Origin of the sequence: Rubrivivax benzoatilyticus JA2 = ATCC BAA-35, from assembly GCF_000190375.1 — a bacterium.
GTDB classification, from domain to species: domain Bacteria; phylum Pseudomonadota; class Gammaproteobacteria; order Burkholderiales; family Burkholderiaceae_C; genus Rubrivivax; species Rubrivivax benzoatilyticus.
Genome location: NZ_AEWG01000074.1, coordinates 24,815 through 47,853 on the forward strand (window position 1 = coordinate 24,815; position 23,039 = coordinate 47,853).

General features: G+C 73.4%; 20 protein-coding genes. 4 read left to right on the forward strand and 16 right to left on the reverse strand.

Annotated elements, in window-relative coordinates; translation table 11 throughout:
• Nucleotides 1–71: 71 nt before the first annotated feature.
• Nucleotides 72–875 (reverse strand): YdcF family protein, encoded by an 804-nt coding sequence (locus tag RBXJA2T_RS08225; RefSeq protein ID WP_009856878.1) that lies wholly within the window; start codon nucleotides 873–875, stop codon nucleotides 72–74.
• A 62-nt stretch (nucleotides 876–937) separates the two neighbouring features.
• Here RBXJA2T_RS08225 and RBXJA2T_RS08230 point away from each other — a divergent pair, with 62 nt between their 5' ends.
• Nucleotides 938–4,522, forward strand: a complete 3,585-nt coding sequence (locus RBXJA2T_RS08230; protein ID WP_009856879.1) for a DUF748 domain-containing protein — start codon at nucleotides 938–940, stop codon at nucleotides 4,520–4,522.
• Here the strand turns inward: RBXJA2T_RS08230 and RBXJA2T_RS08235 are convergent.
• On the reverse strand, nucleotides 4,519–5,424 hold the full coding sequence (locus tag RBXJA2T_RS08235; RefSeq protein WP_009856880.1) for a LysR family transcriptional regulator: 906 nt from the start codon (nucleotides 5,422–5,424) through the stop codon (nucleotides 4,519–4,521). The genes RBXJA2T_RS08230 and RBXJA2T_RS08235 overlap by 4 nt on opposite strands.
• Before the next feature lie 86 nt (nucleotides 5,425–5,510).
• Here RBXJA2T_RS08235 and RBXJA2T_RS08240 point away from each other — a divergent pair, with 86 nt between their 5' ends.
• Nucleotides 5,511–6,299, forward strand: a complete 789-nt coding sequence (locus tag RBXJA2T_RS08240; protein WP_009856881.1) for an NAD(P)H-dependent oxidoreductase — start codon at nucleotides 5,511–5,513, stop codon at nucleotides 6,297–6,299.
• A gap of 16 nt (nucleotides 6,300–6,315) precedes the next feature.
• Here the strand turns inward: RBXJA2T_RS08240 and RBXJA2T_RS08245 are convergent, their stop codons facing one another.
• Nucleotides 6,316–7,509: an acyl-CoA dehydrogenase gene (locus RBXJA2T_RS08245; protein WP_009856882.1), complete on the reverse strand. Its 1,194-nt coding sequence runs from the start codon at nucleotides 7,507–7,509 to the stop codon at nucleotides 6,316–6,318.
• Nucleotides 7,510–7,595: 86 nt separating this feature from the next.
• Between RBXJA2T_RS08245 and msrA the strand changes: the two genes are divergently transcribed.
• The gene (msrA, locus tag RBXJA2T_RS08250) at nucleotides 7,596–8,126 is read left to right on the forward strand and encodes a peptide-methionine (S)-S-oxide reductase MsrA (RefSeq protein ID WP_009856883.1); all 531 of its coding nucleotides are present in this window, start codon (nucleotides 7,596–7,598) and stop codon (nucleotides 8,124–8,126) included.
• 7 nt (nucleotides 8,127–8,133) lie between these two features.
• Here msrA and RBXJA2T_RS08255 read toward each other — a convergent pair whose 3' ends face one another.
• From RBXJA2T_RS08255 to lexA, 7 genes are all read right to left on the reverse strand, one after another.
• Nucleotides 8,134–9,261: a hypothetical protein gene (locus RBXJA2T_RS08255; protein WP_138938818.1), complete on the reverse strand. Its 1,128-nt coding sequence runs from the start codon at nucleotides 9,259–9,261 to the stop codon at nucleotides 8,134–8,136.
• Nucleotides 9,262–9,275: 14 nt separating this feature from the next.
• Nucleotides 9,276–10,292 carry a hypothetical protein gene (locus RBXJA2T_RS08260; protein WP_009856885.1) on the reverse strand — a complete coding sequence of 339 codons (1,017 nt, stop codon included), beginning with the start codon at nucleotides 10,290–10,292 and terminating at the stop codon, nucleotides 9,276–9,278.
• Nucleotides 10,293–10,343: 51 nt separating this feature from the next.
• Nucleotides 10,344–13,607 carry an ATP-binding protein gene (locus RBXJA2T_RS08265; protein ID WP_009856886.1) on the reverse strand — a complete coding sequence of 1,088 codons (3,264 nt, stop codon included), beginning with the start codon at nucleotides 13,605–13,607 and terminating at the stop codon, nucleotides 10,344–10,346.
• A gap of 57 nt (nucleotides 13,608–13,664) precedes the next feature.
• On the reverse strand, nucleotides 13,665–14,033 hold the full coding sequence (locus RBXJA2T_RS08270) for a hypothetical protein (protein WP_009856887.1): 369 nt from the start codon (nucleotides 14,031–14,033) through the stop codon (nucleotides 13,665–13,667).
• On the reverse strand, nucleotides 14,030–14,443 hold the full coding sequence (locus tag RBXJA2T_RS08275) for a hypothetical protein (RefSeq protein ID WP_230247552.1): 414 nt from the start codon (nucleotides 14,441–14,443) through the stop codon (nucleotides 14,030–14,032). Before RBXJA2T_RS08275 ends, RBXJA2T_RS08270 begins: the two co-directional genes overlap by 4 nt.
• A 275-nt stretch (nucleotides 14,444–14,718) precedes the next feature.
• On the reverse strand, nucleotides 14,719–15,096 hold the full coding sequence (locus tag RBXJA2T_RS08280; protein ID WP_206026638.1) for a helix-hairpin-helix domain-containing protein: 378 nt from the start codon (nucleotides 15,094–15,096) through the stop codon (nucleotides 14,719–14,721).
• Nucleotides 15,097–15,101: 5 nt separating this feature from the next.
• Nucleotides 15,102–15,797: a transcriptional repressor LexA gene (gene lexA / locus RBXJA2T_RS08285; RefSeq protein WP_009856890.1), complete on the reverse strand. Its 696-nt coding sequence runs from the start codon at nucleotides 15,795–15,797 to the stop codon at nucleotides 15,102–15,104.
• A gap of 68 nt (nucleotides 15,798–15,865) precedes the next feature.
• Between lexA and RBXJA2T_RS08290 the strand changes: the two genes are divergently transcribed.
• Nucleotides 15,866–16,810 carry an asparaginase gene (locus RBXJA2T_RS08290; RefSeq protein WP_009856891.1) on the forward strand — a complete coding sequence of 315 codons (945 nt, stop codon included), beginning with the start codon at nucleotides 15,866–15,868 and terminating at the stop codon, nucleotides 16,808–16,810.
• A gap of 7 nt (nucleotides 16,811–16,817) precedes the next feature.
• Here RBXJA2T_RS08290 and RBXJA2T_RS08295 read toward each other — a convergent pair whose 3' ends face one another.
• From RBXJA2T_RS08295 to RBXJA2T_RS08320, 6 genes are all read right to left on the reverse strand, one after another.
• A complete protein-coding gene (locus tag RBXJA2T_RS08295; protein ID WP_009856892.1) occupies nucleotides 16,818–17,252 on the reverse strand; it encodes an Ohr family peroxiredoxin in 435 nt (144 codons plus the stop codon).
• Nucleotides 17,253–17,289: 37 nt separating this feature from the next.
• Nucleotides 17,290–17,751, reverse strand: coding sequence for a MarR family winged helix-turn-helix transcriptional regulator (locus RBXJA2T_RS08300; RefSeq protein WP_009856893.1), 462 nt, complete (start codon nucleotides 17,749–17,751; stop codon nucleotides 17,290–17,292).
• A 95-nt stretch (nucleotides 17,752–17,846) separates the two neighbouring features.
• Nucleotides 17,847–19,829, reverse strand: coding sequence for an ABC-F family ATP-binding cassette domain-containing protein (locus RBXJA2T_RS08305; RefSeq protein WP_009856894.1), 1,983 nt, complete (start codon nucleotides 19,827–19,829; stop codon nucleotides 17,847–17,849).
• Nucleotides 19,826–20,695 (reverse strand): 50S ribosomal protein L3 N(5)-glutamine methyltransferase, encoded by an 870-nt coding sequence (gene prmB / locus RBXJA2T_RS08310; protein ID WP_009856895.1) that lies wholly within the window; start codon nucleotides 20,693–20,695, stop codon nucleotides 19,826–19,828. The genes RBXJA2T_RS08305 and prmB overlap by 4 nt, the downstream gene beginning before the upstream one ends.
• Nucleotides 20,692–21,837, reverse strand: coding sequence for a succinyl-diaminopimelate desuccinylase (gene dapE, locus RBXJA2T_RS08315; RefSeq protein WP_009856896.1), 1,146 nt, complete (start codon nucleotides 21,835–21,837; stop codon nucleotides 20,692–20,694). Before dapE ends, prmB begins: the two co-directional genes overlap by 4 nt.
• Nucleotides 21,834–23,030: a PilT/PilU family type 4a pilus ATPase gene (locus tag RBXJA2T_RS08320; RefSeq protein WP_009856897.1), complete on the reverse strand. Its 1,197-nt coding sequence runs from the start codon at nucleotides 23,028–23,030 to the stop codon at nucleotides 21,834–21,836. Before RBXJA2T_RS08320 ends, dapE begins: the two co-directional genes overlap by 4 nt.
• Between the last annotated feature and the right edge of the window lie 9 nt (nucleotides 23,031–23,039).

Below are 23,039 nucleotides of genomic sequence, written 5' to 3' on the forward strand. Positions count from 1 at the left end.
GAGGTCGCGAGGCCAGGCTCGCCGTCGACCGGGCAGACCGCTGAGCCGTTGACGCGCGACGCTGCGCCGGCTCAGGCGCCGGCCAGCCGGCCGAGCCACTCGTGCATCGCGATCCAGCTCAGGCGATAGGCCTCGGGGTCGGGCAGCAGGTCGCCGCCTTCCAGCGGGCGCTCCGGCCGCGTGCCGGTGGGCGCCGCGACGAGTTGCATCGGCACGCCCTGGCGCGCCGCGGCACGTTCGAAGGCGGCCAGCGCGCGCCGCATGTGAAAGCCGTTCGTGACCAGCACGATGCGCGTGATGCCGGCCTCGTGCAGCAGCGCGACGCTGTGGACCGCGTTCTCGTGGGTGTCGCGCGAGCGCGTCTCGGCCCAGCGCAGCACCATGCCGTGGTCCTCGGCCAGCGTGGCCGCCGCCACCTCGGCTTCCGAGGGCCCGCTGCGCGCGTGGTGGCCGCGGCCGCCGCTGAAGGCCAGCGGCAGCCCGGTACGGCGGGCGAGCCAGACGCCGTAGCGCAGCCGCTGCGCCGACAGCGGCTTGAGCACCGCGGCGCCGTACTCCGGGGCCTCGGGGTAGATGCCGGCGCCGAGCACGACGATCGCCGTGCCGGGGGCGTCGCGCAGCGCCCGGACCTCGTCGGCGCCGAGTGCCGCCGGCGGCTGCGTCAGCCGGGCCACCAGCCAGTGGCTGCCCGCCGGCGTGCACACCGCCCAGAGGGCCAGGACGCCGGCGGCCAGCGGCAGCCAGCCCAGCGCCCGGCGCCGCAGCATCCAGGCGCCGAGCAGGATCAGCAGCAGCATCGGCACCGGCGGCAGCAGCAGCATCGCGAGTGCCGGCTTCCACGACTCGATGCCCAGCCGCACCAACAGGTCGTTCATGCGGGACGGATCGGGGGGATGGGCGACATTGTCACCGCGGGCGGCTGAGGCATCATCGGCTCATGCTCGCGAGTTCTGACAAGACGAGCCGTCGGCTGCGCATCGCGGCCGCACTGCTCGCCATCGTCGCCGCGCTGGCCGTGGCGGCGGCGCTCCTGGTCCCCCGTGTCGTGAAGACCCAGCTGGAGCAGCGCGGCAGCGCGCTGCTCGGCCGCGGGCTGCACGTGGCCGAGGTCTCGTTCTCGCCGTTGACGCTGACGCTCGAGCTGCGTGGCCTGCAGCTCGACGCCGCGGCCGGCGATGCCGGGGCCGGCCCGCAGGCGCGCATCGAGCGGCTGGCGCTGAATCTCTCCGCGCGCAGCCTGCTGGCAGGCCTCCCGATCGTCGAGGCGCTGCAGGTCGACGCGCCGTCGCTGCGCCTGGCGCGCACCGCGGCCGGCCGCTATGACGTCGACGACCTGATCGCCCGCCTGACGGCACCGTCGCCGCCGGACGCCACGCCGGCGAGGTTCGCGCTCTACAACCTGCGCGTGCAGGGGGGCCGGCTCGACTTCGACGACCGCCCCGCAGGCCGCCAGCACGTGGTCAACGCCGTCGAGCTCGCCTTGCCCTTCGTGTCCAACGCGCCCGAGCAGGTCGACGTCGACGTCGAGCCCCGGCTGTCGCTGCGCCTGGACGGCAGCGCGCTGACGCTGCAGGGCCGCTCGCGGCCGTTCGCCGCGGATCGGGAGAGCCTGCTGACGCTGGAGCTGCCGTCGCTGGCGCTCGACCCGCTGTGGCCCTACCTGCCGCATTCGCTGCCGCTGCGCGGGCAGGGCGGCGTGCTGTCGGGGCGGCTGGACATCCGTTTCGCGCAGCCGGCCGGCAAGCCGCCCGAACTCGCGCTGCACGGCCCGCTGACGCTGTCGAGCATCGCGCTGGCGCGGCCCGATGGCGCGCCGCTGGCCGCCTGGAAGGCGCTCGAGATCGAACTCGAGGACCTGCGCCCGCTGGAGCGCCGCGTGGCGCTGAAGACCGTCCGGCTGGACACCGCGGTGCTGCACCTGCGCCGCGAGGCCTCGGGTGCGCTGGAGCTCGTGCGCCTGGCCGGCTCCGGCGCCACGGCACCGGCGGCCAACACGCCCGCCTGGCGCTGGGCCGTGGGCTCCAGCGAGGTGCTGGCGTCCAGCGTGCACTGGGAAGACGCCGCGCTGCGGCCGGCGGTGCCGCTGGAGCTGCGCGACCTGTCGCTGCGCGTGGGCCGTCTGGGCGAACCGCAACCGCCGGCGCCGGCCACCGTCGCCGGCGCCGTGCGGCTGGTCGCCGACGGCCAGGACGCGGGCCGTTTCGCCGTCGACGGCACGGCGTCGACCGTGGCGGCCGCCGTCGGCGTCGACATCGAGGCGCTCCAGCTCGCCGCCGCGGCACCCTATCTGCGCCAACAGCTGCTGCAGACGCCGACCGGGCGGGTGGACGGCCGCGTCGAGCTGGACTGGGCTGCAGGCCACGACGGCCGCCTGATGCTGCGCCTGCCGCAGGCCCGTGTCGACGGCCTGCGCTGGGGCCGCCAGGCGCTGGCCACGCTGGAACTGACCGGACTCGGCGCCGATCTGCGGGCGCGGCGGCTGGAGGCCGAGGCCCTGCGCCTGGACCGCCCGGCACTCGACCTGGAACGCGACGCGCAGGGCCGCTGGAACGTGCTCGCCATGCTGCGCCCGCCGGCCGCCGGCGCGGCGCCGGCCACGGCCTCTGCCGGTCCGGCGTGGCAGGCCGTGCTGCGCCGGCTGAAGATCGATGGCGGCCGGCTGCACCTGTCCGATGCGGCCGCGGCGGCGCCGGTCGGCTTCGGCGTGCAGGCGCTGGCGCTGACGGCCGGCGAGCTGCGCTGGCCGGCCACGGCCCAGCCGTCGCCGCTCGAACTGTCGCTGCAGCTCGCGCCCGACCGCGTGTCCGGCGCGCCGGCTCCGGTGCCGGGCCGGCTGCAGGCCCAGGGCACGCTGGCGCTGGAGCCGCTGGCCTGGCGGGGCCGGCTGTCGCTGTCACGGCTGCCGCTGCAGGTGGCCGAACCGTACTGGCGCGCGCAACTGCCGGTGCAGGTGCGGCGCGCCGAACTCGGCTGGCGCGGCGACACCGAGCTGCGCCTGACACCGGGCGGGCCGGCCTTCTCGCTGCGCGGCAACGCCATGCTGGCCGACCTGCGTGTGCAGGCCCGCGGCGACGACGACAGCGGCGAGGCCGGCGACGAGCTGCTGGCCTGGCAGTCGCTGCGGGTCGAGGCGCTCGCGGCGTCGATGGCGCCGGGCCGGCCGCTGCAGCTGACGACCGGCCCGGTGCGCCTGTCGCGCTTCTTCTCGCGCCTGGTCGTCACGCCGCAGGGCCGCCTGAACCTGCAGGAGGCGAACGTCGCCGACGGCGCCGCCGTGGCCGTGCCGCCGCCCGCCGTCGCGGCGGCCAGCGCGCCGGCCGCGGCCGCCATGTCGCCGGTGCTCGACATCGCCGGCGTCGAGTTCGTCGACGGCCGTGTCGACTTCCGCGACCGTTTCATCCAGCCCAACTACTCGGCCTCGCTGAGCGAGCTCAACGGCAAGCTGGGCCGGCTGCGCTCGGGCACTCGCGAGATGGCGACGCTGGAGATCACCGGCCGTGCCGCCGACACCGCGACGCTGGAGGTGCGCGGCGCGCTGAACCCCACCGCCGACCCGCTGGCGCTGGACATCGCCGCCAAGGCCAGCGGGCTGGAGCTGGCGCCGCTGTCGCCGTACGCCGGCAAGTACGCCGGCTACGCGATCGAACGCGGCAAGCTCAGCATGGACGTCGCCTACCGCGTCGACGCCGACGGCCGGCTCGAGGCCCGCAACCGCATCGTGCTCAACCAACTGACCTTCGGCGACCCGGTCGACAGCCCCGAGGCGACCAAGCTGCCGGTGCGGCTGGCGCTGGCGCTGCTGTCCGACCGCAACGGCGTCGTCGACGTCGACCTGCCGATCAGCGGCTCGATCAACGACCCCGAGTTCAGCGTCTTCGGCCTGGTGCTGAAGGTCATCGGCAACCTGATCGTCAAGGCGGTGACGGCGCCGTTCGCGCTGCTGACCGGTGGCGGCGGCGACGAGACCGGCGCGGTCGAGTTCCTGCCCGGCACTGCGACGCTGGCGCCGTCGTCCGAGGCGGCGCTGGACCGCATCGCGCAGGCGCTGAAGGACCGCCCGGCGCTGCAGACCACGGTGGCCGGTGCCGCCGATGCCCGCGCCGAACACGACGCGATCCAGGCCGCGGCGCTGGAGGAGCGCCTGCGCACCGAGCAGGCACGCGAGCGGGCGCGTGCACGCAGCGTCGCCCCGGGCGCTGCCGCGCCAGCCGCCGAGGAGCGCGAACGCACGCTGCGCCGCGTCTATGCCGACACCCGGCTGCCGGACAAGCCGCGTTACCTGATCGGCCTGGCCAAGGACATCCCCGCAGCGGAGATGGAGCGGCTGCTGAAGGCCGCGATACCGGTCAACGCCGATGTCGCACGCGATCTGGCGCTGCGCCGCGGCGTCGCGGTGCGCGAGGCGCTGGTCGCCCGCGGCCTGCCGGCCGAGCGCCTGTTCCTCGCCGCACCCAGGCTCGACGCGGCCGAAGGCCAGGCCGGCTGGACGCCGAAGGTCGAGCTGTCGCTGGAGATGCCTTAGGCCGCCGCCACCGCCGCCGCGACCTGCTCGCGCAGCCACTGGTGCGCCGGGTCGCGGTGCAGGCGTTCGTGCCAGAGCATCAGCATCTCGAAGCCGGGCAGCTCGACCGGCGGCTCCACGACCTGCAGCGCGCCGCCCGCACGCAGCTGGCGCGCCGGCAGCATCGCCACCAGGTCGCTGGCGGCCAGCGCCGCTTCCAGGAACAGGAAGTGCGGCACCGACAGCACGACGCGCCGCGCCAGCCCTCGTGCCGCCAGCACCGGGTCGGTCGCGCCGACGAAACCGCCGCCGTCGGGCGAGACGATCGCGTGCTCCAGCGCGCAGAACTCGGCCAGCGACGGCCGCCGCTGCAGCGCCGGATGCCCGGCGCGCGCGACCAGCACGTAGCGCTCCTGGAACAGCGGACGGCGGCGCAGGTCGGGCGGCGCCAGCTCCGTGGCGTGGAAGGCGAGATCGAGTTCGCCTTGCTCCAGCTGGCGGGCGAGCGTCGGCGGCTTCAGCTCCAGTACCGCCAGCCGCGTGCCCGGCGCCGCGGCACGCAGCCGGGCCAGCGCCGGCAGCACGATCGTCGACGCGCCGTAGTCGGTGGCCGCGACGCGCCAGGTGTGGGTCGCGTGCGCCGGGTCGAACGCCGCCGACGGCGCGATCGCCTGGCCGAGCGCGGCCAGCGCCTCGTGCAGCGGCGCGCGCAGCTCCAGCGCACGCGCGGTGGGCCGCATGCCGCGTGGGCCGGGCAGCAGCAGCGGGTCGGCGAAAGCCTCGCGCAGCTTGGCGAGCTGCACGCTGACCGCCGGCTGCGACAGATGCAGGCGCGCGGCGGCACGGGTCACGTTCTGCTCGGCGAGCAGGGCGTCGAGCGTGACCAGCAGGTTGAGGTCCAGTCGCCTCAGGCTATCTTGCATGGCTATACCAGGCGTCACTGCAATTCATTTCCAATATACAGCTGGCCTGCCTATCGTGCGTCGCATCTCCTGTTGGAACACGACGCATGAAAGTCCTGATCGTCTACGCCCACCCCGAACCGCGCTCGCTGAACGGCGCGCTGAAGGATTTCGCCGTCGAGCGCCTGCAGCGCGCCGGCCACGAGGTGCAGGTCTCCGACCTGTACACCATGCGCTGGAAAGCGGCGCTCGACGCCGACGATGACCGTGCCCACCCGCCCGGCGCACGTTTCGACGCCTCGGCGAACTCCAAACATGCCTTCGAGAGCGGCACCCAGAGTGCCGACATCGAAGCCGAGCAGGCCAAGCTGCGCTGGGCCGACGTGCTGATCCTGCAGTTCCCGCTGTGGTGGTTCTCGATGCCGGCGATCCTCAAGGGCTGGGTCGACCGGGTCTACGCCTGCGGTTTTGCCTACGGTGTCGGCGAGCACTCGGACACGCACTGGGGCGACCGCTACGGCGAAGGCCTGCTCGCCGGCAAACGCGCGATGCTGGTCGTGACCACCGGCGGCTGGGCCTCGCACTACGCGCCGCGTGGCATCAACGGGCCGATCGACGACATCCTGTTCCCGATCCAGCACGGCATCCTGTTCTACCCGGGCTTCGAGGTGCTGCCGCCGCACGTCGTCTACCGCAGCGGCCGCATCGACGACGCCGGTTTCGCGCAGGCGAGCGCGGCGCTGGGCGAGCGCCTGGATGCGCTGTGGACGACGGAGCCGATCGCCTTCCGCCGCCAGAACTTCGGCGACTACCGGATCCCGGAGCTGGAACTGCGGCCCGAACTCGCGCCGGGCGAGTCGGGCTTTTCGATCCACGTCGAGCGCGCCGGCCGCTGAGCGGCCGGGCTCGGCTCTAGAAGAAGGCCTGCAGCCCCGTCTGCGCGCGGCCCAGGATCAGCGCATGCACGTCGTGCGTGCCCTCGTAGGTGTTCACCGTCTCGAGGTTGATCATGTGGCGGATGACGTGGAACTCGTCGTGGATGCCGTTGCCGCCGTGCATGTCGCGCGCCAAACGCGCGATGTCCAGCGCCTTGCCGCAGCTGTTGCGCTTGATCAGGCTGATCATCTCCGGCGCCGCCTGGCCTTCGTCGATCAGCCGGCCGACCCGCAGACAGCCCTGCAGGCCGAGCGTGATCTCGGTCTGCATGTCGGCGAGCTTCTTCTGGATCAGCTGGTTCTGCGCCAGCGGCCGGCCGAACTGCTTGCGCTCCAGCGTGTAGCGGCGCGCGGCGTGCCAGCAGAACTCGGCGGCGCCCAGCGCGCCCCAGGCGATGCCGTAGCGCGCCTTGTTCAGGCAGCCGAACGGGCCCTTGAGGCCGGCGACGCCGGGCAGCTTGTTCTCGGCCGGCACGAAGACCTGGTCCATCACGATCTCGCCGGTGATCGAGGCGCGCAGGCTCATCTTGCCTTCGATCTTCGGAGCCGTGAGGCCCTTCATGCCCCGCTCGAGGATGTAGCCGCGGATCGCTTCCTGGCCGCCGGCAGCGCCCTGGGCATCGGTCTCCTTGGCCCAGACGACGAAGACGTCGGCGATCGGGCTGTTGGTGATCCACATCTTCGAGCCGCTCAGCACGTAGCCGCCGTCGACCGGGCGGGCGCGTGTGGCCATGCTCGCCGGGTCACTGCCGTGGTCGGGTTCGGTCAGGCCGAAGCAGCCTATCCACTCGCCGGTCGCCAGCCGAGGCAGGTACTTCTGGCGCTGTTCCTCGCTGCCGTAGGCGTGGATCGGGTGCATGACCAGCGAGCTCTGCACGCTCATCGCGCTGCGGTAGCCCGAGTCGACACGCTCGACCTCGCGCGCCACCAGGCCGTAGCTGACGTGGTTCAGGCCGGCGCAGCCGTAGCCTTCGATCGTGCAGCCGAGCAGGCCCAGCGCACCCATCTCGGACATGATCTCGCGGTCGAAACGCTCCTCGCGTGCCGCGCTCAGCACGCGCGGCTGGAGCTTGTCCTGGCAGTAGTCGCGCGCCGCGTCGCGCACCGCGCGTTCGTCCTCGGCGAGCTGCTGTTCGAGCAGAAAAGGGTCATCCCACTGGAAGCGCTGCATGTGTCCTCGTCTCCGGATAATCCAGCGCGCAGTGTAAGGACCGGGCCGTGGCGGCCCGTCACCGCTGCGACAAGGAGCTTGCAGAGATGGCGGTGCAGACGATCACGCTGGGCGGCGGCTGCTTCTGGTGCGTCGAGGCGGTCTACGAGCTGGTCGACGGCGTGCTCGGCGTCGAGTCGGGTTACAGCAACGGCCAGGTGCGCCAGCCGAGCTACGAGCAGGTCTGCGAAGGCCGCACCGGCCACGCCGAGGTCGTGCGCGTGCGCTTCGACGACGAGCGCATCCCGCTGCGCGAGATCCTGGAGATCTTCTTCACCGTGCACGACCCGACGACACGCGACCGCCAGGGCAACGACGTCGGCCCGCAGTACCGCTCGGCGATCTACTGGCACACGCCGGAGCAGGAAGCGGTGGTGCGCGAGGTGCACGCCGAGGCCGACCGGGCGCTGGGCGGGCGGGTCGTCACCGAACTCGCGCGCGAAGACAACTACTGGCCGGCCGAGGCCTATCACCAGCATTACTTCGTGCAGCACCCGCAGCAGGGCTACTGCGCCTACGTCATCGCACCGAAGGTCGAGAAGTTCCGCAAGACCTTCCGCCAACGCGTGCGCGGCTGAGCCCGCGTCAGCGTTTGAGCAGGCCGCCGAGCGTGTCCAGCAACTGCTGCACCTCGGCCGTGCCGGCGGCCACGCCGCCACCCCCCGCGCCCAGCGTGCCGAAGTCCAGCGCGTACTCCCGCTGCAGCCGCAGCTGGTTGGACGGCAGCAGCTCGTACTGCTCGACCGCCAGCGACGGCGTGAAACGCGTGCCGACACGCGTCTTGCCGACAAAACGTGTGTAGCGGAACTGCGCCCGGCGCGACTCGCCCGGGGCCAGCGTGAACTGCGAACTCGCGCGTTCGCGTGTCGACACCGGGATGCCCTGCACGTCGCTGCGGCGGCGCGAGTCGACCGTGTAGCGCTGCCCGAGTTCGTCGAGCATGACGCCGGTGTCCTGCTTGTAGTTCAGGATCATCGGCTCGGCCGACCGGTTGTGGAACACGACACCGACGACGATGCCCTGGTTGTTGCCCTTGACCGCCTCGGGCGCCAGGCGTTCGACGTGCGCGGAGAGCGCGCCGTTGACGACGCAGCCCGGCCGGCCCTGGCAGGCGTCGCCGGGCGCGGCACCCACGTTTGCTGCGGCGGCCGCGGGCGCTGCCGCCGCGACGCCGTCGCGCAGGCCGGTGTAGCGCAGCAGCGTCTCGCGGCCCAGGCGCTGCTGGCCGCCGGGCAGCGGCTCGACTTCGCGCAGCGCCAGTTCCAGGTCGAACCGCGTGCCGTGGATGCCCTTGACGAAGGCCGTGACCTCGATGCGGGCGTCGCCCGCCTCGCCCGGCGCGAGCGTGAAACGCGGGTCGAAGCTCTGGCGCGTCGCCGCGCCGAGGCCGCGCAGCCCGGTGCGTGTGTTCGGCATCGTGTAGCGCGTGCCCTGGTCGTCGAGCGCGGCAGCCGAGCCGGAGACGTAGACCAGCGTCAGCGGCGCGCCGGTCTTGTTGCGCAGCCGCAGCGTCGCCGCCAGCGGGCGGTTCTTGTTGCCGGTCTGCAGCACGCGGAAGTCGCTCAGCGTGGCGCTGAAACGCGGGTTCTCGATGCAGGGTTCGCTGCCGCGGCAGTCCTGGGCGGCGGCTTGCAGCGCCGGCAGGCCGGCGAAGACGATGCAGGCCAGCCAGGAGGCGGCGGCGCGACGGCCGGGCAGGGCAATGGCTCTCATGTCGGCCTCCTCGTTCACAGCTTGGGCGCCTGGCCCTTGCGGGCGGCGTCCTGGACCTCGCGCTGGCGGCGTTCGGCGTCGCGCTGCTGCAGCGCCTGTTCGGTGGCGGCCACCCGGGCGTAGCCGCGGGCCTGGTCGACGATGCCGACACCCATCGCCTGGGCCAGCCCGGGGTTCTCGCGCGCGGTGCGGATCGTCGCCACGACGACCAGCCCGCAGGCCTCGGACAGCCCGACGCCGGCGTCGACCGTCGGCACGATGCTGCATTCGGTGGCCAGGCGTTCGCCGGCGGCCACGCGCCGCCCGGCCGGGTCGTGCACCCAGCGCAGCTCGACGCTGCCGAGGCTGTGGTCGGCGCGGCGGCGCAGGTCCTGCGTCCAGCTCGGTTCGCCGTACTTGCCGAGCAGGGCCTGGATCACGCCATCGGTGGCCGGCAGCGCGTCGGCGGCGAACGCCTGCTCGCGCACCAGATGCGTCACACGTTCCTCGCCCGGCAGGCCCATCGTGCCGACGTACCAGCGCGAGAGCCCCGGCGCGAGCCCGGCGCGCACGGCGTTGTTGCCGCGTGCCGTCGCGTCGGCCTGCATCTCGCGCAGGATCTGCTGGCCACTCTTGTGCACCCGCGCTTCGGCCGGGCGGGCGTGGAAACCCTGTCGCACCGCAGGCTCCGACGGCGGCAGCCGGAAGCGGTTCGCCAGATCGGGCGCCATGACCAGCAGCGGTTCGCTGCACAGCACGCGCCGCACGGCCTCGTCCCAGGGCTGGCCCGGACGCACGCCGAGCACGTCGTCGACCGGCGTGCCGGGTGGCGGCGAGGCCGGCGCCGGTGCCGGGCAGCGCAGGTTGCCGCGCATCTCGCGCGCCACCTCTTCGGCGCTGGCGTCGGCAGCTTTCGCGCCCTGGCGCGCCTGGGCGGCCGGCATCGGATCGGGTGGCGTGCGTTCGCCGCAGGCGGCGAGGGCCAGCGCGGCGGCCAGCGCGGCGGCCAGCGTGAAAGGCGTCAGCGAATGGGCGGTGTTCAGACGTGGCATCGGGCGCTCCTGAAGGCGCCCCCACTGTCGAAAGCCGGCGTTACCCGGCCGTTACCGCTCCAGCAGTGCCGCGCGTGCGGCCTCGCGCCGCGCCCGCGCCGCGACGCGTGGCGACGCCACCAGGGCGCGGGCGGCCAGCGTCCACATCGTGCGCGGCGCCAGGTCGATGGGCCGCGGCGCCGTCCGGGCCAGCAAGGTGCGCGCCTCGGCGGCCGCGGTCTCGGCGTCGCCGGCATCGCCTGTGTCGAGCAGGCAGCCGATGCGCAGCCAGCCGTAACGCGCGGCGTTGGCGTGCTGCTCGACCGCGTGCGCCTGTGCCTGCAGCCCGGCCAGCCCGGCAGCGGCCAACGGTGCCGGGCCGGCGAGCAGGCGCTCGGCCTGCAGCGCGAGGCTCTGCACCGGGTCGCCGGTGGCACCCAGCACGGCCTCGCCGGCGGCCAGCGCCGGTGCCGGGTCCTGGCTGCGTGCGCGTGCGATGCGCGCCGCCAGCACGTGGTGCCGGGCGGCGATGAACGGCGGGGTCTGTGCCGTCGGCGCCACCAGACAGGCCGCGGCGGCGTCGGCATCGCCGCGCATCAGCTCGCCGCCGGCCATCGCGTTGGCGGCGATGACCGGCCACAGCGAGGCGCCGCCGCAGCGCTCGAAGGCGTCCCGCGCGCGTGCGATCGCGGCCAGCGCCTCGGCGATGCGGCCCAGCCCCAGCAGCACGTAGCCGTGGTTCAGGTCGACGTTGGCGCCGTGCACGCCGTCGGCCGGGCCGAGCTGGGCGCGAAGGTCGAGCGCCGCCTCGGCCGCGGCGAGCGCGTCGCCGTAGCGGCCCAGGCTGACCAGCAGGCTGGCCATGTTGCTGCTGCAGGTGCAGGCCTCCATCAGGTCGCCGGCGCGGCGGGCGAGCACGATGCAGCGCGCCAGCACACGCGTGCATTCGGCCAGCCGCCCGGCGCGGTGCAGCACCCAGCTGCGTGTGGACAGATAGGCGAAACGCTGGGCCGGCGCCGCCGCCAGCAGCGGCGCGGCCTGCTCCAGACCGTGCAGCGCCTGCGCCATGCGGCCGAACTGCACCTGCGTCGTCGCCAGGTGTTGCGCGGCGCGCAGCTCGGCCGCGGCGTCGCCACGGCGCCGCGCCAGCGCCAGCGCCTGCTCGGCCAGCGGCAGTGCCGCCTCGTAGTCGCCGGCGACCTGCAGCACGCCGAGGTGCACGACGAGCACCGCCAGACGCTGGCCTTCGTCCTGCGCTTTCTCGAGCAGGGCGGCCGTCTGCCGGCTCACGGCTTCGGGACCGGTGGTGAAGAGCCGGGCCTCGACGCTGTCCAGCCGGTCGGCGAGCGCCGCGTCGGCACGGCCGCAGGCCTCCCAGGCGGCGATCGCGTGGTCCCAGAGCGTGGTTTCCTCCAGCGGCCGGGCACGCCGGCGCGCCTCGAGCGCCGCCGCGCGCCATTGCGCCGCGGCCAGCTCTGGGCGGCCGGCCTGCTGCCAGTGGTGGGCCAGCCGACGCGCCGGCACCGGTTGCTGCGCCAGCCAGGCGGCGGCACGGCCGTGAAGCCAGGCGCGCAGCGGCGCGGGCAGCGCGTCGCGCACGGCGGCACGCACCAGGTCGTGCAGCTGGCCCTGCGCGTCCAGCCACTGACTGGCCTGCAGCGTGCGCACCGCCGGTGACCAGTCCAGCGGCATGCCGCCCAGCATCGCCGCGGCGTCGCCCAGCGTCAGCGGCCTCTCGAGCACCGCCGCGACGCCGGCGAGCTGGCGCGCCGCCTCGGGCAGGGCCTGCAGCCGTGCCTGGACGACGGCAGCGGCGCCGGCCGGGGCGCTGCCGGGGTCGAAGGCCGTGCCGGGCTGCTCGTGCAGCGCGCGCAGCGTCTCCAGCACGAACAGCGGGATGCCGCCGGTGTAGCGCAGCAGGGCGTCGGCATCGGCGGCCGTGCCGTCGGCGACGTCGGCCAGCAACTGCTGCAGCTGCGCGGCGTCCAGCGGCTGCAGCGGGAGGTGGCGCGGCGGGTCGGACGCGGCCATCCAGCGCACCAGCGCCGGCGGCTGCTCGCCGCTGCGCACCGCCAGCCAGCACGGCAGACCGTCGCCGGCCAGCGCCGGCAGCAGCTCCAGCGTCGCGGCGTCGGCCTGGTGCACGTCGTCGAAGGCCAGCAGGCGCAGCGGCGTGCGCCCCGGCGGCGGCCGCAGCGCCTGGGCCAGCGCCCGCTGCAGGCGCAGCGCATCGAGCCGGGGCGGGGCCTCGGCGCCGAGTTCGGGCAGCAGTGCCGAGAGTTCACGCCGCGCCCAGCCGGGCAGGGCCTGCGGGCCGTCGGGCCAGGGCGCGTCGCTGTCGAACCAGAGCCGCGCCAGCAGCCGCGCGAGCAGCGCGTAAGGCCGTTCGGCGTCGCCCGGCCGCGCCGCCAGCCGCAGCACGCCGTCGTGCGGCTGCAGGAAGTCGGCGAGCAGGCGGGTCTTGCCGAGCCCGGCGGCGCCTTCGACGAGCAGCGTCGCCGCGTCGCGCCAGGCGGCGTCCAGCAGCTGCCAGGCAGATTCGCGGCCGACCAGGCGCGGCGGCCGCCGCAGCACCGGCGGCAACGGCCTCGGGGCGCGGCGTGGCGCCTCACCCTGGCGCAGGCTGGCGGCCAGCGCGGCGGTTTCGTCGTCGGGCAGTTCGCCCAGCTCGGCGTCCAGGCGTTCGGCGAAGCGGCGGTAGACCTCGATCGCCGCGCCGAGATCACCGCGAAGATGGTGCAGCCGCATCAGCCGGCGCGCGGCGTGGTCCGACAGCGGCTCGTATTCGGCCAGGCGCTGCGCCAGCAGCAGCGCAGCGGCCAGACGCTGTTCGGCCTCGAGCGTGCTGGCCACACGCGCCAGCGCCTGGGCGCGCAGCAGGCGCCAGCGTTCACGCGCCTGCGTCAGCCAGCGTTCGACCTCGGGGCAGTCGTCGAAGGCGAGCCCTTCCAGCCAGTCGCCGTCCAGCGCCGAGGCGTCGGCGGCCAGCGCGCCGTCGGGGTCGAGTGCCGGGTGTCGGAGTGCGGCAGCCGGGCGCAGGCGCTCGTCGCCGTCGATGACGGGCTGCCCGGCGCAGCGGGCCAGGCGAAAGCGCCGCTGGCGCAGGCTGGCGAGCGCACGCGCGGGGTCGGCCCCGGGCCACAGCCAGCGCGCCAACTGCTCGCGCGAGGCGCTGCCGTCGAGCGCCAGGATGGCCAGCAGCGCGGCGTCCTTGCGGCTGAGCTCGTGCGCCACGGCGCCGGCATGCAGCCGGTGCCGGCGCAGCAGTTCGAGCCGCAGCACAGGCGCGGGCGAGGGCGGAGGCGGCGTCGCCGCAGGGCCGTCCGGCGTCGTCATGGCGCCGATTCTGGCCAGCGCGGCGCGCTGCGCCTACCGCGCGATCCGGCGGTGGGTTCAGCGCGTCAGGACGCGGCTGGACAGGAAGTCGGTGGCCGGGGCGCCGCAGCGAAACAGCGTGTCCAGGCTGGCGCGCAGCAGCGGCTCGAGCGCCGACTGGCCGGCGTCGGCCAGCGCCTCGAACACGGTGCCGCGCAGCAGCCACAGGTCCGACGGCTGCTCGGCGGCCCGGATCTGGCGGCGCACCCATTCGGCGTGCGAGCCTTCCAGGCCTTCGACGGCGGTGAGGAAGTCGTGTTTGGTCGTCACGAAGGCCCGGCGCTCGGCCAGCCGCGCCAGGCGCGGGCCGGCGAGCGCGACCGCCCCGACCACCGGGTGGACCGCGATCGGCGCACGGGCGACGGAGCGCAGGGTGAGCGTGTTCATGGCGCTTTCAGCCGGTTGCGGCCGCGCTTGGGGAAGTGGGCGTTCAGGCGGGTGACGCGGCGCTCGGCCTCCGACTGGCTGCGGTGCAGCGCGACGACACGGTAGACGTCGGCCCGCAGGTGCCACAGTTCACGCAGCGTGCGGGCCTGGCCGATGCGCTCGGCGAGCCGGCCGACGTCAGCCCCGGCGAGATCGTGCAGGCTGTCCAGGAACTGCTGCCGCGCCTGCGGCAACTGGCTCAGCGGCGGCGCCGCGTCCTTGGCCGCGGGGGCCGTCAACCAGAAGACGAAGCGGTCCCAGGCGGCCGTCGGCGCGGTGCGCAACGACGGCGGCGGCACCGGGGTGCGACCGAAACCTGCGTTGTCCGCTTGATGCGAGGTGTTCCAGGGCGACATGCTCGAACTGGTCATGAGCGTGATATCGGCCACGAATGGCGCTGCTTGAGTCCATTGTGTGCGGCTCGACCCAGGTTTAAGCGCCGAACAGCGTGGCCGATGCCGGTCAGTTCTGCGTGAGCCACGCGCACGTGGCCGCGGCGCCGGCTGCACGCCGACGCGGCGCGATGCCGGCCACGCAGCCCCGGCAGGCGGGGGATCGGACGCGGCGGTCAGGCGCGGCGATCAGGCGCGGCAGTCTGACCCGGTATGGCAGGACTCGCCGCGATCAGCAAAACCTGCCGACGGTTTCAGACGACGCCGTGCCGGGCCTTGCGTTCAGCGGTGTAGCTCCACCACGGGCGCGGCTCGGCGCCACGCATGAAGTCGACGGCGGCCATGAAGGTGTCGAGCACGCAGGGGTCCTGCCGCTTGCCGGTGGCGTCGCAGAGCGCGCGGTACAGCGCCAGCGCGTCGTGTTCGGCCAGTTCGCGCGGGTGCTGGATGCCGAGCAGGCGCAGGTCACCGGCAATCGACGGGCCGATGTTGGGCAGTTGTTCGAGCAGCTCGCACTCGTCGGCCGTGCGCGCCTTCAGCGGCCGCGGCGCCTTGGGGGCGCGCGGCGGGCGGGCCGGCCCCGGCAGCGGCGGCGCCGAAGGCAGCGTGCGACGGGCGTAGGGCGCGGCCATCACGCTCACATCAGCATCGTGTTGCGGATCAGGCCGACCGCGATGCCTTCGAGCTCGAAACCCTGGTCGCTGCCTGCCAGCGGCACGACGATGGTCTGGAAGTCGGGGTTCTCGGGGATCAGCTCGATCGCCGCCTTGGTGCGGCGGAAACGCTTGACGGTGACGTCGTCGCCCAGCCGCGCGACGACGATCTGGCCGTTCTTGGCCTCGTGCGCCTTCTGCACCGCGAGCAGGTCGCCGTCCATGATGCCGGCGTCGCGCATGCTCATGCCGCGCACCTTCAGCAGGTAGTCGGGCTTGCGCTGGAACAGCGAGGCCTCGACGACGAAGCTCTGGTCGATGTGTTCCTGCGCCAGGATCGGGCTGCCGGCGGCGACGCGGCCCACGAGCGGCAGCGTCAGCTGCGCCAGGCTGGGCAGCGGCAGGCTGAACTGCTTGCCGTGCTGCGACAGGCGCGCCTCGGCCAGCGCGCGCAGTGTGTCAGACTTCAGCCGGATGCCACGCGAGGTGTTGCCGACGAGTTCGATGACACCTTTGCGGGCGAGCGCCTGCAGGTGCTCCTCGGCCGCGTTGGCCGAACGGAAGCCCAGCTCGGCGGCGATCTCGGCCCGGGTGGGCGGGGCGCCGGTGCGCTCGATCGCGCTTTGCACGAGGTCGAGGATCTGCTGCTGTCGCGGCGTGAGCTTGGGGCTGTCGTCCATCGCGTGATCCGGTCTTTGAGACTGGAGATTCATCCAGATCACTGTATTTTCATCCAGAGGACCACGGAATGCAAAGCGAATCGCGTGTCGTCGCGCTCGTCGCCACCGGCGGCACGATCGCCGGCACGGCCGCCCGCGGCGACGATCTCGTCGGCTACGACGCCGGCGCGCTGTCGGCCGAACAGCTGACCGCGGCGGTGCCGGCGCTGGCCGGCGAGGCGCTGGAGACCTGGACGCTGGCGCGGCTGGACAGCTGCGACATGGACCACGCGACCTGGGCGCTGCTGCGCCGCGAACTGCAGTCGCGGCTGGCGCGGCCGGAGGTCGCCGGCGTCGTCGTCACGCACGGCACCGACACGCTGGAGGAGACCGCCTGGTTCCTGCACCGCACGCTGGCCGCGCCCAAGCCGGTGGTGCTGACCGCGGCGATGCGCCCGGCCAGCGCGCCGTCGCCCGACGGCCCGCAGAACCTGCTCGACGCCGTGCGGCTGGCGCGAGAACCCGGCGCCCGCGGCGTGCTGGTCGCCTTCGGCGGCAAGGTCTGGGCGGGCGGTGAGCTGCGCAAGCTGCACGGCTGGCAGCTGGACGCCTTCTCCGCCGGTGATGCCGGTGCGCTGGCGCTGGTCGAGGACGGAGTCTTCCGCCGGCTGCGAGACTGGCCGGCGCCTGAGCTGCATCGCGCCCCGGTCGGCGAGGTGCCGCCCGGCGCATGGCCGCGGGTCGAGATCGTCACCAGCCACGCTGGCGCCAGCGGCCGCATCGTCGATGGGCTGGTGGCCGACGGGGTGGACGGCCTGGTGATCGCCGGCACCGGCAACGGCACGGTGCATACGGCGCTGCGCGAGGCGGCGGCGCGGGCATTGGCGGCAGGGGTGGCCGTGGTGCGCGCCTCGCGCTGCCTGGCGGGCGGCGTCGTCGGCACGACCGACGGCGCCTTGCCGCACTACGGCGCGGCGACGCCGGCGCAGGCCCGCATCGAGCTGATGCTGGACCTGCTGGCGCGCCGCACCTGATCCGCCGTCAGGCGACCGACAGCGCGACGTCGACGTTGCCGCGCGTCGCGTTGGAGTACGGGCAGACCTCGTGCGCCTCGGCGACGAGCGCCTCGGCTTCGGCACGCTCGAAGCCCGGCAGCGACACCGTCAGCGCGACGGCGATGCCGAACGCACCCGGCTTGCCGGCGTGCGGGCCGATCGAGACTTCGGCGTGGATGGCCACGTCGGCGGGGATCGCCTTCTTGTGGCGGGCGCCGACGGCCTTCAGCGCGCCGATGAAGCAGGCGGCGTAACCGGCGGCGAAGAGCTGCTCGGGGTTGGTGCCGGCGCCGTCGTCGCCGCCCAGCGCCTTGGGCGTCGACAGCTGGATGTCCAGACGGCCGTCGTCGGACTTGGCGGTGCCGGTGCGGCCGCCGGTGGCGGTGCCGCGGGCGGTGTAGAGCGCTTTTTCGATGGCCATGGGAAGTCTCCTTGCAGTGGCGTCGTGAAGGGCGGCCTCAGGCCGCGCGGGGAAGGGATTCGTTGATGCGCCGGCGCAGCGCCTGAACACGCTCGACGAGCACGGCCAGTTCGGCGGCGTCGCAGTCGACGCCGGCCAGCAGCCGGCCTTGAAGCTCGACGGCCCGGTCTTGCAGCGCGACGCCGGCTTCGGTCGGCTCGACGTAGACGCGGCGCTGGTCGGCCTCGTCGCGCTCGCGGCGCACCAGACCGGCGCGTTCGAGCCGCCGCAGCAGCGGCGTCAGCGTGCCGGACTCCAGGTCCAGCCGCTCGCCGATGCCCGACACCGTCTGCCGGCCTTCGTGCCACAGCACGAGCATCACGAGGTACTGCGGGTAGGTCAGGCCCAGCGGGTCGAGCAGCGGCCGGTACAGCCGCGTCATCGCCAGCGAGCCCGCGTAGAGCGCGAAGCAGAGCTGGCGTTCCAGCGGCAGCAGGGCGGGGGCGTCGGTCGAGGCCATGGGCCGCACTGTAGACAGTTGCGCGCAACTCGGTTGCGCACAACTTGATACGCCGACGGCACGAAGGGTCGAAGCCGGCGGCGCCGGCATCGACCTCAGTTTTCGGCTTGCAGCGCCTCGATCTCGGTCTGCAGCTCGAGCCAGCGTTCCTCGAGCATGCCGGTCTCGGCGGCGGCGTGGTTCAGGCGCCGGCCGGCTTCGGCGATCTCGGCGCCGGACATCGTGCCGGACGCGAGCTGGGCCTCCAGCTCGGCGCGCTCGGCGGCCAGCTTCTCCAGCCGGGTGTCGATCTGCGCCAGCTCGTTGCGCAGCGGGCGCGTGCGGTTGGCCAGCGCCTGGCGCGCCTGCGCGGCCTGCTTGCGGTCTTCGCGGCGGTCGCCGCTGGGCTGCGGCGCCGGGCGTGCGGCCGGTGCCGCCTTGCTCTCGATCGGCGTCGCCGGCACGAACGCCGCCGGCCGCGGCGGCGGCGGCGGTTCCTGGCCGCGCGCCGTGGCGCGCGAGACCTCCAGCAGCCAGCGCTGGTAGTCGTCGAGGTCACCGTCGAAGGGCTCGACGCCGCCGCGGCTGACGAGCCAGAACTCGTCGCAGGTCTCGCGCAGCAGCGCGCGGTCGTGGCTGACCAGCATCACCGTGCCCTCGAACTCGTTGAGCGCGATCGACAGCGCCTCGCGTGTCGTCAGGTCCAGGTGGTTGGTCGGTTCGTCGAGCAGCAGCAGGTTGGGGCGCTGCCAGACCAGCATCGCCAGCACCAGGCGCGCCTTCTCGCCGCCGGACAGCGAACCGACGGCCTGCGTGACCATGTCGCCGGTGAAGCGGAAACGGCCGAGGAAGTCGCGCAGCTCCTGCTCGCGCGCCGCCGGGCCGACGTCGCGCGCCAGGCGCACCATGTGCATCAGCGGGCCGTCGCCCAGCGACAGCACGTCCAGCTCCTGCTGCGCGAAGTAGCCGATGACCAGGCCCTTGCCCTCGGTCATCGTGCCGCCCAGCGGCGGCAGCGCGCGCGCGATGGTCTTCACCAGCGTCGACTTGCCCTGGCCGTTGGCGCCCAGGATGCCGATGCGCTGGCCGGCCAGCACCGAGCGGCTGACGTTGCGGACGATGGTCGTGCTGCCGTAGCCGCAGACCAGCCCGTCGAGGGACAGCATCGGGTTGGGCAGGCTGACCGGCTCGCGGAACTCGAACTCGAAGTCGCTGGCGGTCAGCACCGGCGCCAGCTTTTCCATGCGCGCCAGCGCCTTGACCCGGCTCTGCGCCTGCTTTGCCTTCGTCGCCTTGGCCTTGAAGCGGTCGATGAAACGCTGCAGGTGCGCGATCTTCTCCTGCTGCTTGGCGAACGCCGCCTGCTGCTGGCTCATGCGTTCGGCACGCATCTCCTCGAAGGTGCTGTAGTTGCCGCCGTAGCGCGTCAGCGTGCAGTCGTCGAGGTGGACGGTGACGCGGGTGATCGCATCGAGGAACTCGCGGTCGTGGCTGATGACGACCATCAGGCCGTCGAAACGCTTCAGCCAGGCTTCCAGCCAGACCAGCGCGTCCAGGTCCAGGTGGTTGGTCGGTTCGTCGAGCAGCAGCAGGTCGGCCGGGCACATCAGCGCGCGCGCCAGCTGCAGCCGCATGCGCCAGCCGCCGGAGAAACTGTTCACCGGCGCGTCGAGCTGGTCGCTGCGGAAGCCCAGGCCCAGCAGCAGCGCCTGGGCACGCGAACGCGCGTCGAAGGCGCCGGCTTCGTCGAGCCGCATGTGGGCTTCGGCGATCGCGTGGCCGTCGCCCGAGGCTTCGGCCGCGGCCAGCGCGGCCTGGGCCTCGACGAGCGGGATGTCGCCCTGCAGCACGAAGTCGGTCGCGCCGTCGTCGGTCTCGGGCATGTTCTGCGCCACTTCGCCGAGGCGCCAGCGCGGCGGGATCTCGACGTCGCCGCTGTCGGCCTGCAGCCGGTTGGTCAGCAGAGAGAACAGGCTGGACTTGCCGGCGCCGTTGCGGCCGATCAGGCCGACCTTCTCGCCCGGCTGCAGCACCAGGTTGGCGTTCTGCAGCACGACCTTGACGCCGCGGCGCAGCGTGATGTTGCGCAGCGTGATCACAGGCCGGCCTCCAGCGCCTGTGCCGTCAGCAGCAGCACCTGGTCCTCGCCGGCGCTGGTTTCCAGCCAGACGGCTTCGAGGCGCGGGAACGCGGCTTCGAAATGCGCGCGTTCGTGGCCGATCTCCAGCACCAGCACGCCGTGCGGCGACAGGTGGCGCGGCAGCTCGGCCAGCAGCAGGCGCACGAAGTCCATGCCGTCGGCACCGCCGGCCAGCGCCAGCTCGGGCTCGGCGCGGTACTCGGCCGGCAGCGCGGCCATCGCCTCGGCGTTGACGTAGGGCGGGTTGCAGAGCACGAGGTCGTAGACGCCGTCGGCGGCCGCCAGGCCGTCGCCCTGGCGCAATCGGATGCGCGACTGCAGGCCGTGGCGCGCCACGTTGATCGCGGCGACGGCCAGCGCGTCGGCGCTGAGGTCGCTGGCGTCGACCTCGACCTCGGGCCAGGCCATCGCCGCCAGCACGGCCAGGCTGCCGTTGCCGGTGCACAGGTCCAGCACGCGCCGGGTGCGCTCTGACAGCCAGGCGTCGATGGTGCCGTCGGCCAGCGGCTCGGCGATCAGTGAACGCGGCACGATGACCCGTTCGTCGACGCTGAAGGGCACGCCCTGCAGCCAGGCTTCGCCGGTCAGGTAGGCGGCGGGCTTGCGCGTGGCGATGCGTTCGGCCAGCAGCGTCTCGCAGCCGGCGATGTCGGCGGCCGACAGTTCACGCGCGGCGTGTTCGTCCAGCGCGTCCAGCGGCAGGCCCAGCTTCCACAGCACGAGCCAGGCGGCTTCGTCGAAGGCATTGGTGGTGCCGTGCCCAAACGAAACGCCCGCCTCGGCGAGGCGGGCGCTGGAGGTCTCGATCAGCTCGATCAGGGTCATCGGAGATAGTGTTCCAGCGTGCGGCGGTAGACGTTCTTCAGCGTCTCGACCGAGGCCGCGTCGACGTGTTCGTCGATCTGGTGGATGGTGGCGTTCAGCGGCCCGAACTCGACGACCTGCGGGCAGATCGCGGCGATGAAACGCCCGTCGGAGGTGCCGCCGGTGGTGCTGAGCTCGGGCTCGACGCCGCATTCGGTGACGATGGCCGCGCTCAGGGCGGCGATCAGCGGGCCGGGCGTCGTCAGGAAGGGACGGCCGGAGAGCGTCCACTCCAGCCGGTGTTCGACGCCGTGGCGCGCCAGCACCTCGGCGACCCGCGCCTGCAGCGACTCGGGCGTGGACTCGGTGCTGAAGCGGAAGTTGAAGTCGACGACCAGCTCGCCCGGGATGACGTTGCTCGCCCCGGTGCCGCCGTGCAGGTTGCTGACCTGCCAGCTCGTCGGCGGGAAGAAGGCGTTGCCTTCGTCCCAGCGCATCGCCGCCAACTCGGCCAGCGCCGGCGCGAAGACGTGGATCGGGTTCTTCGCCAGCTGCGGGTAGGCGATGTGGCCCTGCTTGCCGATGACGGTCAGCCGGCCCGACAGCGAGCCGCGGCGGCCGTTCTTGAGCATGTCGCCCAGGCGCGAGACCGAGGTCGGCTCGCCGACGATGCAGGCGTCCAGGCGTTCACCACGCTGCTGCAGCAGCTCGACCAGGCGCACCGTGCCGTCGACCGACGGGCCTTCTTCGTCGCTGGTCAGCAGGAAGGTGATGGCGCCGGCGTGGCGCGGCTGCGCGGCAATGAACTCCTCGACGGCGACGACCATCGCCGCCAGCGAGCTCTTCATGTCGGCCGCGCCGCGGCCGTAGAGCCGGCCGTCGCGGTGGCTGGGCACGAAGGGGTCGCTGGTCCAGCGGTCCAGCGGGCCGGTCGGCACGACGTCGGTGTGGCCGGCGAAGGCCAGCACCGGGCCCGGCTCGCTGCCGGCGCGGCGCGCCAGCAGGTTGGTGACGCGGAAGTCGTCCGGGCCGCAGACGATCGTCTCGCACTCGAAACCCAGCGCCGCCAGGCGCGAGGCGATCAAGTCCTGGCAGCCGGCGTCCTCGGGGGTGACCGAACGGCGCGCGATCAGCTGTTCGGCCAGGCGAAGGGCGTTGTTCATCGCACCGTCCAGGGGGCGGCGCCGCTGCGGCCGTCGTCGGGGCGCACGTCGATCGTGATCTCGGTGAAGGTCGCCGGCTCCAGGTCGTCGGCCGGCTTGGGCGGCGCGGCCTTGGCGGTGGCGCCGCCGGCGGGCTCGTTCTGCAGCCGCCACAGCAGGTTGGTCGGCGAGTCGGCGTAGGCCAGGCCTTCCTCGCGCGTGATGACGCCTTCGTTGATCAGCCGCGCCAGGTCCTGCTCGAAGGTCTGCGAGCCTTCGGCCAGCGACTTCTCGACCGCTTCCTTGACACCGGCGAGGTCGCCCTTCTCGATCAGCTCGGAGACGAGCTTGGTGTTGAGCAGCACCTCGACAGCCGGCACGCGCCCGCCGGTGGTGGCACGCAGCAGGCGCTGCGAGATCACCGCACGCAGCCCGGAGGCCAGGTCCGACAGCAGCGTCGGCCGTGCTTCCGGCGTGTAGAACGACAGGATGCGGCCGAGCGCGTGGTAGCTGTTGTTGGCGTGCAGCGTGGCCAGCACCAGGTGGCCTGACAGCGCGTACGAGGTCGCCGCGGTCATCGTCTCGCGGTCGCGGATCTCGCCGATCATGATGCAGTCGGGGGCCTGGCGCAGCGCGTTCTTCAGCGCGATCTGCAGGCTCTGCGTGTCGCGGCCGACCTCGCGCTGGTTGACGATGGACTTCTTGTTCGAGAACAGGAACTCGATCGGGTCCTCGATCGTCAACACGTGGCCGGTGACCTGCTGGTTGCGCCACTCCAGCATCGACGCCAGCGTCGTGCTCTTGCCGGTGCCGGTGGCGCCGACCATCAGGATCAGGCCGCGTTTCTCGGTGACCAGCTGCGACAGGATCGTCGGCAGCCCCAGCGTGTCCAGCGCCGGGATCTGGTGCGGGATGCAGCGGAAGACCGCGGCGACGGTGCCGCGCTGTTTGAACGCCGACAGCCGGAAGCTGCCGACACGCGGGATGCCGATGCCGACGTTGAGCTCGCCGGTGTCGTCGAGCTCCTCGAGCTGGTGCGGCGTCAGCAGCTCGGCCAGCAGCTGGCGCGTCTGCGTCGGGCTCAGCAGCTGGTCCGACAGCTGCAGGATCTGGCCGTGGATCTTGATGAGGATCGGCGTGTTCGCCGACAGGTAGACGTCGGAGGCGTTCTTCTCCGCCATCAGGCGGAGGACCCGTTCCATGTTGCCCGACATGCCGATCCT